This is a genomic window from Streptomyces sp. H27-C3, assembly GCF_030063415.1.
Classification (GTDB): Bacteria; Actinomycetota; Actinomycetes; order Streptomycetales; family Streptomycetaceae; genus Streptomyces.
The window spans coordinates 58153-70242 of sequence record NZ_JASITA010000016.1 but is presented as its reverse complement, the minus strand read 5'-3'; the positions used below and the strand labels follow the sequence as shown (position 1 = coordinate 70242).

At 71.0% G+C, this 12090-nt stretch carries 9 protein-coding genes and 2 tRNA genes; 2 read left to right on the top strand and 9 right to left on the bottom strand.

All coding sequences use genetic code 11. The features are described from left to right. Positions 1-287: 287 nt before the first annotated feature. The 7 genes from QMK30_RS18015 to QMK30_RS17985 form a co-directional block, all read right to left on the bottom strand. The gene (locus QMK30_RS18015; RefSeq protein ID WP_283519387.1) at positions 288-545 is read right to left on the bottom strand and encodes a hypothetical protein; all 258 of its coding nucleotides are present in this window, start codon (positions 543-545) and stop codon (positions 288-290) included. A gap of 38 nt (positions 546-583) precedes the next feature. Further along, on the bottom strand, positions 584-766 hold the full coding sequence (locus tag QMK30_RS18010) for a hypothetical protein (protein WP_283519386.1): 183 nt from the start codon (positions 764-766) through the stop codon (positions 584-586). A gap of 63 nt (positions 767-829) precedes the next feature. Beyond that, the gene (locus tag QMK30_RS18005) at positions 830-1552 is read right to left on the bottom strand and encodes a response regulator transcription factor (RefSeq protein WP_283519232.1); all 723 of its coding nucleotides are present in this window, start codon (positions 1550-1552) and stop codon (positions 830-832) included. 179 nt (positions 1553-1731) lie between these two features. After that, complete coding sequence (locus tag QMK30_RS18000) at positions 1732-2646, bottom strand: amidohydrolase family protein (protein WP_502963156.1); 915 nt, start codon at positions 2644-2646, stop codon at positions 1732-1734. A 139-nt stretch (positions 2647-2785) separates the two neighbouring features. Continuing rightward, a complete protein-coding gene (locus QMK30_RS17995; RefSeq protein WP_502963161.1) occupies positions 2786-3673 on the bottom strand; it encodes a DUF2797 domain-containing protein in 888 nt (295 codons plus the stop codon). A gap of 206 nt (positions 3674-3879) precedes the next feature. Then, positions 3880-3952, bottom strand: a tRNA-Arg gene (locus QMK30_RS17990). Positions 3953-4181: 229 nt separating this feature from the next. Next, positions 4182-4272: transfer RNA gene (locus QMK30_RS17985), tRNA-Ser, on the bottom strand. A gap of 210 nt (positions 4273-4482) precedes the next feature. On the opposite strand from QMK30_RS17985, the gene QMK30_RS17980 reads away from it, so the two are divergent. Then, the gene (locus tag QMK30_RS17980) at positions 4483-4953 is read left to right on the top strand and encodes an SSI family serine proteinase inhibitor (protein ID WP_283519229.1); all 471 of its coding nucleotides are present in this window, start codon (positions 4483-4485) and stop codon (positions 4951-4953) included. A 388-nt stretch (positions 4954-5341) separates the two neighbouring features. Then, positions 5342-9538 (top strand): hybrid sensor histidine kinase/response regulator, encoded by a 4197-nt coding sequence (locus QMK30_RS17975; protein WP_283519227.1) that lies wholly within the window; start codon positions 5342-5344, stop codon positions 9536-9538. A 117-nt stretch (positions 9539-9655) separates the two neighbouring features. Here QMK30_RS17975 and QMK30_RS17970 read toward each other — a convergent pair whose 3' ends face one another. Together QMK30_RS17970 and QMK30_RS17965 are read right to left on the bottom strand one after the other, a co-directional pair. Further along, a complete protein-coding gene (locus QMK30_RS17970; RefSeq protein ID WP_283519225.1) occupies positions 9656-11308 on the bottom strand; it encodes a long-chain fatty acid--CoA ligase in 1653 nt (550 codons plus the stop codon). A 171-nt stretch (positions 11309-11479) separates the two neighbouring features. Further along, on the bottom strand, positions 11480-12022 hold the full coding sequence (locus tag QMK30_RS17965) for a SigE family RNA polymerase sigma factor (protein ID WP_283519223.1): 543 nt from the start codon (positions 12020-12022) through the stop codon (positions 11480-11482). Between the last annotated feature and the right edge of the window lie 68 nt (positions 12023-12090).

Sequence of the window (12090 nt, the reverse complement as noted above, 5' to 3'; positions counted from 1 at the left end):
TCGGCGAGCACGACCGGGTTGAGGCCATGCGCTGGAGAGCTCCGCAGCACATTCCCGACTGCGAGCAAAGGACGGACAGACTCTATCCGCTTCCTGACTGCCCCGAAGCAACAGGGCACACGCTCCACCGGGCGAGCCCGCCCGTGCTGAAACGGAACTCCGGGTCAGGAAGCGGCCGTCATCCGGGCCGCGACGTCAAGTCGCTCGGGTGAGGTCTCCAGCCATGCTCCTGAACCCCTGTGATCTTCCGCACCCCACCTTGGTCAAACTGCCGCGCGAGATCGACCTCAGCGACTCGCCCCAACTGCAGCGGACGCCGCCCGGATCATCGACGCGCGGTCCGGCTCGCTGCGCGTCCTGGTGCTGAACCTCACGGACACGACGTTCATCGACACCCGGGGCATCGAGCTCATCGCCGCGACCGAGGAGCGCTTACGACCTCGGGGGTTACGGAAGCGGGGCGCGGTCCTGCGGCTCGCGGTCAGCAAGCCGCAGGCGACCGCGCCGATGAAGCGCTGGTTGCGGAAGAAGTGCGTGTCCAGCATCGGGTGCGGGATCCGCTGCACCGGCGCAGCGACAAGCTTCAGCGTGGGGCCACGATCCCCGCGGGTCCCCGTTGCGTGCGCTGCACCGCCGACGTCAGCTGATCGTCCAGCTGCTGCTCCAGAAACGAGTGCAGCGCGATCGTCGTAACCGGCCCGATCACCGCAGCGACCACCGCGATCAGCGCGACGGCCGACAGCACGAGCCGGGTGCGCAGCGACACAGCGCGAAGGGAGACAGCGCGAAGGGAGACAGCGCGAAGGGAGACAGCCACCCTCAACCTCACTCACATACCCGGCTTGATCAGATACCCCGCGCCACGCCGAGTGTGGATCATCGGCTCCCGGCCCGCGTCGATCTTCCTGCGCAGATACGAGATGTACAGCTCGACGACATTGGCCTGGCCGCCGAAGTCGTAGTTCCACACCCGGTCGAGGATCTGCGCCTTGCTCAGGACGCGGCGCGGATTGCGCATCAGGAAGCGCAGCAGTTCGAACTCCGTCGCGGTGAGATGGATCCCGTCCCCGGCCCGCGTGACCTCGTGGCTGTCCTCGTCGAGGGCCAAGTCGCCGACCGTCAGCACGGATTCGCTCCGTACGGCCACCGCCGCGGTACCCGACCGCCGGATCAGCCCGCGCAGCCGGGCCACGACCTCCTCCAGGCTGAACGGCTTGGTGACATAGTCGTCGCCGCCCGCCGTCAGCCCCGCGATGCGGTCCTCCACGGAGTCCCTCGCGGTCAGGAACAGCACCGGCACATCGGGCAGTTCGCAGCGCAGCCGCCCGAGGACGGCGAGCCCGTCCATGTCCGGCAGCATCACGTCGAGTACGACCGCATCGGGCCGGAAGTCGCGCGCCGAGCGCACGGCGCCGGCCCCGTCGCCGACCCTGCGGACCTCCCACCCCTCGTAACGCAGGGCCATCGACAGCAGCTCGGCGAGAGACGCCTCGTCGTCCACGACAAGCACCCGCACGGGGCTGCCGCCGGGCCTGAGTATTTCGGTACGCATGGGGCCACCCTGGACCGGGCCTCTGAGAGCGCCCTTTCCCATTCCTGTGAATCCCCTGAGAAACGCCCCGCCGCCACACACGTCACACCGCAGCGCACCGCAGCGCACTCCACCGCACCGCACTGCGATGCCACCCCGTCACAGCCCCTCCGCAGCCCCTCACAGCAGCTCACAGCAGCTCACAGCCCGAACAACCGCACCGCATTCCGGTAACAGACCGCCCGAAGCCAGTCGTCCCCCAGCCCCAGCCGCTCAAGCGCCTCCAGCTGGTGCCCGTAGGCGTACGGAATATTGGGAAAGTCGGTACCGAGCAGAATCCGGTCCCCCAGGTCGGCCAGCCGCCCCCGCTCGCCCACCGGAAAAGGCGTGAGGCGCTCGGAGAAGTCGGTGAAGGCCATGGTCGTGTCGAGTCTGATCTCGCCGTACCGCTCGGCGAGATCAAGGAAGTCGGTGTACTCCGGCATCCCCATATGAGCCACCACGAGCCGCAGCCGCGGATGCCGCGCCAGCAGCCGGCCGATCGGCTCGGGTCCGGTGTGCTTGCCGGGCGCGGGCCCGGACCCGCAGTGCGTCACCACCGGAATCCCGGCCTCAGCCAACAGCCCCCAGACGGGATCAAGCAGCGCGTCGTTCGCGTCGTACGCCCCGACCTGAAGGTGCGACTTGAAGACACGCGCCCCACTCTCGACTGCCTCCCGTACGTACGCCTCCACTCCCTCCTCCGGAAAGAGCGTCGCCGTATGCAGGCATTCGGGGGTCCTGGCCGCGAAATCAGCCGCCCACGCATTGAGCCAGGCCGCCATTCCGGCCTTGTGCGGATAGAGCATGGAGGTGAAGTGCCGCACCCCAAATTCCCGGAGCAGCGCGACGCGTTCGTCCTCCTCGTGGCGATACGTGATGGGCCACGCCATGCCGGTCAGCGGCCCGACGGCGTCGAAATAGGCCCACACCTTCTTGAGCACGCGGTCGGGCATGAAGTGCGTGTGTACGTCGATGATCCCCGGCAGCCCGAGCCGCTCCCAGAACCGCACGACGGCAGGCTCGGCCCGGTCCGATGAGGTCGGTTCTTCCGACGCGACAGGTTGCATGCTCATGGCACCCACCCTCGGCTCCGCGCACGGCCCTGTCCACCCTCAGGACCCACAAGACCCACAGGAGCCACAAGACCCACGGGCCACACAGCCGGACCGGCCGGTCACACTCGCGGTGCGCGTCGCGCCCAGCCCGTCCTCGTCAGAAAAGCCCTTCCTGCACATCGCCATCACCGTCACCCGAGGCCTCAACCTGCCGCACCGGCACGGACGTCACCCCGTCACCCCCGGTCAGCGCCCACCCGGACATCAGCCGCGTATCCAGCACCAGCACCCCGCCCTCCGCACCCGCCGTCGCCTCCACCAGATGCAGATCGGGCCCGGCCGCCGCCACCAGCCGCCCCGCGACGACCCCGCCCGCGGCCAGCTCGCTCACCACCCGCGTCAGGGGCGCCAGCCCGGCCAGCGCGAAGGCCCCGGAGTGGTCCACCGCCTCGAACGGCACCCGCTCCAGCGAATCCGGCCATCCCTCCAGCGCCACGGCCCGCCGATGCAGCTCCCCGATCTCCGCGACCCGCTCCGGCCACCCGGGCAAGTCGTGCCGCACGGCCCGCTTCTTCGCGTACGGAATCCGGTCGGGCACCCCGAGCGCGGCCCGCAACAGCTCTTCGGTCCGCCGCGCCGCCATCAGAGGCCCCCGCCCCAACCAGCTGAACGCCACGGCTCCCTGCTCCAACAGCCTTACGGATCCACGCTCCTCGGCGGTGATCCCGACCTTGGCCATCCCGGCCCCGAACCACGCCAGGTACACCCGGTACGTCCGCGGATCGTCCGGCACCCCGTCGGCCGCGACGGAGAACGCCCGGTCCAGCCGCGCACACTCCGCACACCGAGCCTGCGAGGCCCGCCCCGCCACCAGGGCCCCGAGCGGACAAGCATTCCCCCGCGCCCCCACGCAGTACCGCTCACCCACGACCCGAAAGCCGATCTCTTTCCCGTACGACAGCGGACTCACCCGCCCACGATCCCACCGCAGCACAGGCACCCCGTCGGGCCACCCGAGCCCCGCGCTCCGCCACTCCACAGCCACACCCCCTGTCAGCACGTCGGCTAAGGAAGAACGTAGACGGGCGCGCCATCGGTGTCAGACCCGGTCCGCCGCATACAGCAGTACCAAGTCGTCGTAGTGCCTCACCGGAAGGCCCTCGGCAAGACCTGACCCGGTTGATGTACTTCGCTGCTCGCACGCACGACAAAGCCCCCGCCCGGATGAACCGGCGGGGGCTTTGACCTGCGTGCACTCGGCAGGATTCGAACCTGCAACCTTCTGATCCGTAGTCAGATGCTCTATCCGTTAAGCTACGAGTGCTTGGCGTTCGGGGCGTTTCCTGCCCCGTCGGCGTTGCGAGAACAACATTACATGACCTGCGCCGCCATACGAAATCCATTAGCCGGACCCCACCTGAGCTGCGGAAACAGCCTTCTGGGCGCCCCTTGCGCGAGCCCTCGAAGAGCACCCGAACGGCCCTGAGCGGTGAGGGACGGCCATGGACGGCCGAAGCCCCGGTCCTGGGGACCGGGGCTTCGGTGATCACACGCGGAGGCGGAGGGATTTGAACCCTCGATGGGTTTTAAAACCCAAACCGCATTAGCAGTGCGGCGCCATAGACCGGACTAGGCGACGCCTCCAGCACACGCTCTCGCCTGCGCGAGTGGGTGCGTGCAGATGATGTCACAGCCTTGCGGGCTGTCACCAATCGCTGCCCACGGTACTAGGCGCCCCGGCCCCAGAGCAAAACCGTTCTTGTGGCGCAACGCCGGGGGCTGTGGCGCGTTAGAGGGAGCAGGGAGTCCCGTCCCTTCGTGTCCCCACGCACCCCTCACATCCCAGGAGCCCGCATGCTGCGCCGCCTCGTTCTCACCGCCGCCGCGTCCGTCGCCGCGCTGTCCGTCACCGCGCCCGGCGCCCTCGCCGCCGGCGGCCCCCTCCCCGTGCCGCTGCTGCACGCCGGGGAGGACCTGCTCACCGTGACCACCTCCGAGACCGGGAACCCCGACGCCGACGCGACGTACAAGCTCGAATGCGGGCCCGCCGGGGGCAGCCACCCGCGGGCGCAGGCCGCCTGTGACCGGCTCGGGGAGCTGGCCGGGCAGGGCAAGGACCCCTTCGCACCGGCGCCCGAAGGGCAGGTGTGCACGCAGCAGTACGGCGGACCCGCCTCCGCCCGGGTCACCGGGATCTGGCAGGGGCGGCCCGTCGATGCCGTCTTCGGCCGCGGCGACGGCTGCGAGATCTCCCACTGGAACTCGATGACCCCGGTGCTGCCGGCGCTTCCCGTCGCACCGGTGCTGCCGAACGCCCGTGCGTAGCGGTCGTTCCCAGGAGTCGCTCCTGGCAGTTGTTCCTGGCACCCGTTACGAGCACCCGTTACGAGCACCAGTTCCTGACGCCCGGCCCAGAACGGGCACAGGAATCGGACACCGGAGCGGTCCGGGCAACCCTTCCGGCAACCCTTCCGGCAACCCTTCCGGCAGCGGTTCCGGCCCCGTCAACAGGGGGACTCGTACCAGGTCACGAGGGGTGCGACGGGCCCAGTTGTGCGCCCGCGCGCACACAACCTCGTTGAGAGCTCCCCCTCATCCGCCGTCACACGGCCATCCCCTGCCTTTAGACTCTCTCCAGTGACAGCACGCGAACCCAGGGGCAAGATGGGAGCGGCTGTCGGCAAGGTGCAGTAGTCAGGGAGGAACAGTCGTCGTGAGCAGCAGGCCATCCCGAGGCGCTGCTCGCCTCGCGGCGATACTCGACGCGCTCCCGGACGGGCTGTTGCTCGTCAATTGCAACGGCACCGTCGTGAACGCGAACACCATCGCCCTGGAGACGTTCGAGTCGCCGGGCACCGGACTGGTCGGGCGCGGGCTGCTCGATCTGCTGCCGGGGTTCGACTCGAAGCTGATCCCGGGGTCGATGCGGCGGGCGGACGGCGCGGACGAGCAGGGGCGTACGAAGCCGACCAGGATGATCGCGCGGCGCACCGACGGGACAGAACTCCCGGTCGAGGTGACCAGCGCGAATCTGGCGGACGGCCGCGACGCCTTCCGTGACGCGCACAACGACCGGCAGAGCTTCACCGGCGACGAGCTCCTGATGCTCGTCGTGCGGGACCTGTCGGGTGCCATGGACACCGAGGCGGAGCTGGCCCGTTCGCAGCGCCAGACCGAGATGATCCTGCGGGCCGCCTCCGAAGGTGTGGTCGGTACGGACACGGACGGCAGGGTCGTCCTGGTCAATCCGGCCGCCGCGCAGATCCTCGGCTACCGCGCGAGCGACCTGGGCGGCAAGGAGCTGCACCCACTCGCCGTGCACTCGCGCGCCGACGGCACGCCCTTCTCGTACGAGGAGTCACCGCTCGCCGACACCCTCAAGTCCGGTCGCAAGCACCGGGTGCGCGGGCAGGTGCTGTGGGCGAGGAACGGCAAGGCCGTCCCCGTCGATCTGACGACCGCCCCGGTGCGCGACGGCGACCAGCTCGTCGGCGCGGTGATGACCTTCACGGACCGCCGCCCGTACGACGAACTGATCGAGGAGCACGCCGAAGCGCTCGCACGCGAAACCCAGCTCCACGACGAACTGGTCGAAAAGCACGCCGAAGCGCTCGCACGGGAAGCCCAGATCCGTGACGAACTGATCGAAAAGCACGCCGAGGTGCTCGACCGGGAGACCTCGCGGTACGAGGAGATGGCCGGCCGGCAGGCCCAGCTGACCGCCGTCCTGGGTGACTCGCTGCGCGGGCCGCTGGAGGAGCTGCGCGGCGAGCTGGGGACGCTCGCCGCCGACCCGGCGGGCCAGCTGTGGCCCGAGGCGAATCAGATCCTGCACCACCTGGCCGCCGGGTACGCCCGGATGACCACCCTCGTCGACAATGTGCTCGGCTTCCAGCGGCTCATGGCGGGCACGGCGCGGCTGGACAAGAAGAAGGTGCTGCTCGACGCGGTCGTGGCGGCCGGCGTGGAAGGTGCGATCGAGCTGATCGGGCCGGGCCGTGCGCAGTTCGCCGTGCACGCGCCGCCAATAGAGGCCGAGGTGGACGCCGTACGGCTGGCGAAGGCGCTCGCGCATCTGGTCGCCGATGTGGCCGGGGTCGACTCGACGGGCAAAGCGCCCGCAGCACCGGCCGGTGGCGGGTACCTGGACTCGACGATCGTGGTCGCGGCGGCGCAGCGCGGTGAGGTCGTACGTATCGAGGTACGCGGGCCGCACGCCGGGGGAGACCCGGTGCACGAGCCCATCGTGCGGGGCATCGTGCAGGCGCACGGTGGAGTGCTGCAGACGCACGAGGTGCCGGGTATGGGCGGGAGTGCGTACGTACTCGAAGTGCCCATCGGCGACGGTGCGGGGACGGTCGCTGTCGCGGTGCCGCAGCCCACGGGCCGGGACGACGCTCCCGTATCGGCGCACCTACCCGGACAGCAGACGGGCACGGACGGGGCCGGACGGCGTGCCCGGCGGGCCTCCACCGAAGCGTTCCTCGGCAACGGGCAGCACGACAGCGGCGCGAGCGCAGAGGACGGCCAAAACGGGCGGCCGGGCGAGAACCCCGCTGTCGGTGCCGACGGGGAACAGGTCCCGCCGACCGGTCGACGCAGGGCTCGCCGCGGTGCGCCGGACGAGTCCGGTGGCGGTCAGCAGGAGCGCATTCCGGCCCAGAACTCGGGCGACGGCCCCGGGCCCGGCTCCGCCTCAGGAGGCACGGGTCGCAGGCGTGGCCGGCCCAGCCAGGTCGAGGTGCCGACGGGCGCCGGCAGCGGCGGCGGGGTCGGCAGTGACGTGGAGCTGCGCGCCATCGCCCCCGCCGGCCGGGTCCCGGCGCCTTCCGAGGGTTCCGTCGTGACAGCCGCCGAGGGGGCGCACGGCACCGGGCGCGCGGCGCTCGGCGAGACGGTACCGCCCCAGGGCGTGCCCACCGATGCGCCGAGCCCGACAGGGCGCCGCGCACGGCGTGGTGCGGAGGGGGCGTACGAGGGCCCCCGCGCGCTCCCCGCCCTCCCTGCCGCGCCCTCCGCCGGGAGCAACGCCCAGCAGCAGCACACCCCGCAGCAACAGCAGGCGGCCGGACGGCGTGCCCGCAGGGCGCTCGCCCCGGCTCAGGAGCGGACCGGCGAAGGCCAGGGCCAGGCGCAGGGCGGTGCGCGGATCGCGTTCGCGTTGCCTCCGGCCGAGGCCGACCGGGTGCCGCCGACGGCCGGTGCGGCGGACGCCTCGCTGCCGGGTCGCCATGACGCCGTACGGTCCGATCCCGGCGCCGACCACACCCCGCCGCAGCCGCATCCGGTGGCCAACCCGACGGGGCGGCGCAGGGCGCGCCAGGACGGGCCGCAGCAGCCCGCACGGTCCCCCCAACTCCCCGACGACGCCGAGCCGCAGAACGCACAGGCCACACAGATCGCCCAGGCGGCTCAGGACGCACAGGCGGCTCAGGACGCCCAAGCAGCACAGGACGCCCAAGCAGCACAGGACGCCCAGGACCCGCACGAGGCCCCGGACGCACCCGACGCGCACCTCCACGACGCCGCTGTCGGCGCGCCCCGGAGCTGGGCCGCGGCAGGCGGTACGGCCCCCGTCGGGGCCACCACCACGGCGGTCGGGTCGACGCAGACCTGGCCCGCGTCGGCGAGCGGGGACGCGCACGGGGACGACGAGGACGGAGACGAGGAGGACGAGAACAGCAGGAACGCCAACCCGTTCGCCCCCGCATCTACGCCCACACCCGCCCCCGCACACCCGCGGCCGCACGCCGCACTGCCGTTGCCCCCGGCCCAGGCGCTGCCCGCCGAGGCTCCCACACCCGCGCCGGTGCCCGCCGACTCGACGCAGGGGCGCGCGTTCAGCGTGCGCACCCTCGGGCAGGGCATGCCCTTCGCACAGCAGATCGCCCAGCAGCAGAACCAGACGCTCGGCTCCGGTCGTCGCCGCAAGCTCTCCGAGCGGCAGCAGGCGGAGCCGTCCCCGGCGTCCCCGTCCGCCGAGACCTCCGCGCCGGACGAGCCCACCGCCCCCCGCCCGCACCCCCAGGGCCCGCCCCAGCAGCGCCTGTCGGCGCAGGCCGAGGGGCGTGCGTACGCCATAGGAGCACCGGACGAGGGCTCCGAAGGCCCCGAGCCGCTGGACGGGCCCAACGGCGCCGTGGAGGTGGCCAACCGGCCCCAGCCGCGGCCCGTCGACGACGAGCTGCCCCCCGAGCCGCTCGACAACCCTCGCCGTCTGCTGGTCTGGCCGGCCCCCGACGTCTCCACCCAGCAGGCGCTCAGCGACCGCGGCTACCGCCCGGTGATCGTGCACTCCCGTGAGGAGGTCGACGCGCAGATCGCCGCCTTCCCCGCGGCCCTGTTCGTCGACCCGCTGACCGGGCCGATCACCCGTACCGCGCTCCAGTCCCTGCGCCAGGCGGCCGTCGCCGCCGAGGTCCCGGTGCTGGTCACGGCCGGGCTTGGGCAGGCGACGCGCGAAGCGGCGTACGGCGCCGATCCCGCCGTACTGCTGAAGGCGCTCGCGCCGCGCGACAGTGAGCAGCACCCGTCACGCGTGCTGCTCATCGAGGAGCACGAGGAGATCGCGCTCGCGCTGACGGCGACGCTGGAGCGGCGCGGCATGCAGGTCGCGCGCGCGGCGACCGACACCGAGGCCGTCACGCTGGCGACGCAGATGCGACCGAACCTGGTGGTGATGGACCTGATGCAGGTACGCCGCAGGCGCGCCGGGATCGTGGACTGGCTGCGTGCGAACGGGCAGTTGAACCGCACCCCGCTGGTCGTCTACACCTCGGCCGGCCTCAGCGAGAACGAGCTCCCCCGGCTCGCCTCCGGCGAGACGGTCCTCTTCCTCGCCGAGCGCTCCACCAGCAGCGATGTGCAGGGCCGCATCGTGGACCTGTTGGCGAAGATCGGCACCAACTGAGCCGTACGTACGCGAACATCGCGTGAGACGGCAGAAGGGCCCCGCACCGCCTGAGGTCTAGTGGTCGTCGCGGGGCCCTTCTGCCGTCCGTTCAGCGGTCGCCCGCAGAGGGCGGAATCAGAGCCGCGTGACGTCCAGCTCGCCTGCCGCGTACTGCTTGCGGATCACCTTCTTGTCGAACTTGCCCACGCTGGTCTTCGGGACCGCCGGGATCATCGCCCAGCGCTCCGGCAGTTGCCACTTCGCGATCTTGCCGTCCAGGAACGACTTCAGCTCCTCGTAGCCCGCGGTCGCCCCCTCCTTCAGCACCACCGTCGCCAGGGGCCGCTCGCCCCACTTGTCGTCGGGCACGGCGACGACCGCCGCTTCCGCCACGTCCGGGTGGGCCATCAGCGCGTTCTCCAGCTCGACGCTGGAGATCCATTCGCCGCCGGACTTGATGACGTCCTTGGCCCGGTCGGTGAGGGTGAGGAAGCCGTCGGTACTGATCACGCCGACGTCGCCGGTCTTGAGCCAGCCGTCCTCGCTGAACTTGTCGTCGGGCTTGAAGTCCTCGCCGCCGGCGCCGCCGTAGTACGCGCCCGCGATCCAGGCACCGCGCACCTCCAGCTCACCGGCCGACTCGCCGTCCCAGGCGAGGGTCTCGCCCGCGGGGCCCATCAGCCGGGCCTCGACGCCGGCCGGGAAGCGGCCCTGGGTGATGCGGTACGGCCACTCCTCGTCGGCGGTGAGACCGGCGGGCGGGTTGGCCATGGTGCCGAGCGGTGAGGTCTCCGTCATGCCCCAGGCCTGACAGAGCCGCACACCGAGCTTGTCGTACGCCTCCATGAGGGCCGGCGGGCAGGCCGCGCCGCCGATGGTCACGGTCACCATGGAGGACAGGTCGCGCGGGTTGGCGGTGACCTCGGCGAGCAGGCCCTGCCAGATCGTGGGGACGGCCGCCGCGTGCGTCGGCTTCTCGCGCTCGATCATCTCGGCCAGCGGGGCAGGCTGCAGGAAGCGGTCCGGCATGAGCATGTTGACGCCGGTCATGAAGGTGGAGTGCGGCAGGCCCCAGGCGTTGACGTGGAACTGGGGCACGACCACGAGGGTGGTGTCCCGGTCCGTCAGCCCCATCGACTCGGCCATGTTGACCTGCATCGAGTGCAGGTAGATGGACCGGTGCGAGTAGACGACGCCCTTGGGGTCGCCGGTGGTGCCCGAGGTGTAGCAGAGGGCGGCGGCAGTGCGCTCGTCCAGCTCGGGCCAGTCGTACGTGGAAGGACGGTCCGCGATCAGCGTCTCGTACTCGTGCACCCGCACGTTCGGCGCGACACCGTCGAGGAGCGAACGGTCGCCGGGGCCCGACACGATCACATGCTCGATGGTCGGCAGGTGCGGGAGGATCGGCGCGAGCAGTGGCAGCAGGGAGCCGTTGGCGATAACGACGCGGTCGGCCGCGTGGTTGACGATCCAGATCAGCTGCTCGACGGGCAGCCGCAGATTGAGGGTGTGGAGCACGGCGCCCATGGAGGGGATCGCGAGATACGCCTCCACGTGCTCGGCGTTGTTCCACATGAGCGTCGCGACGCGCTGGTCGCCGACGACTCCGAGTTCGTCGCGCAGGGCGTTCGCGAGGCGGCCCGCACGCTCGCCGACCTCGGCGAAGCTGCGGCGCTGCGGCTCGCTCTCACCGGTCCAAGTGGTGACCTGTGAGCGACCGTGGATCGTCATTCCATGATTCAGAATGCGGGTCACGGTCAGTGGTACGTCCTGCATGGTGCTCAGCACGGCGTCCTCCCGGTGGGCGCTACGCGGCAGTAAGGTTGCGCTGATTCTGCGCACGTACCACTCGGTATGTCACTAGTTTCGGGAGTAATTCGGGAGCAATTCGGGAGTACGGGTCCGGTGCGGTCCGGTGCGGTCCGGTGCGGTCCGGGAAATCCCGCGATTCCCGTGCAATCAGCGGACCGTCGCCAGCTCCGGGTCCTCGCGGAGCTTGCCGAGCGCGCGGGACACCGCACTCTTGACCGTGCCGACGGACACCCCGAGCACCTCGGCCGTCCGGGCCTCGCTCAGATCCTCGTAGTAGCGCAGGACGACCATCGCGCGCTGGCGTTCCGGCAGCTTTATGACCGCACGCCACATCGCGTCGTGCAGCACCTGCTGCTCGGCGGGGTCGGTGGCCGGGACAGCCTCGGGCTCGGGCAGTTCCTCGCAGGCGAACTCGTCGACCTTGCGCTTGCGCCACTGCGAGGTGCGGGTGTTGAGCAGGGCGCGGCGGACGTAGCCGTCGAGGGCTCGGTGGTCCTCGATGCGGTCCCAGGCGACATAGGTCTTGGTGAGCGCGGTCTGCAGCAAGTCCTCCGCATCGCACGGGTTCGCGGTGAGCGAGCGGGCCGTGCGCAGCAGCACCGGCCCCCGGGCTCGTACGTACGTCGAGAACGAGGGATAGGGCGTCGGCGTCGCTGCCTTGGATGCGCTGGTGCAGACAAGCGTGGTCATAGGTCCAAGCTAGGAGTGGGCACTACCGTTGCGGATCGGCCCCAGGTCCCGAAGGTGGGTCCGCCTCA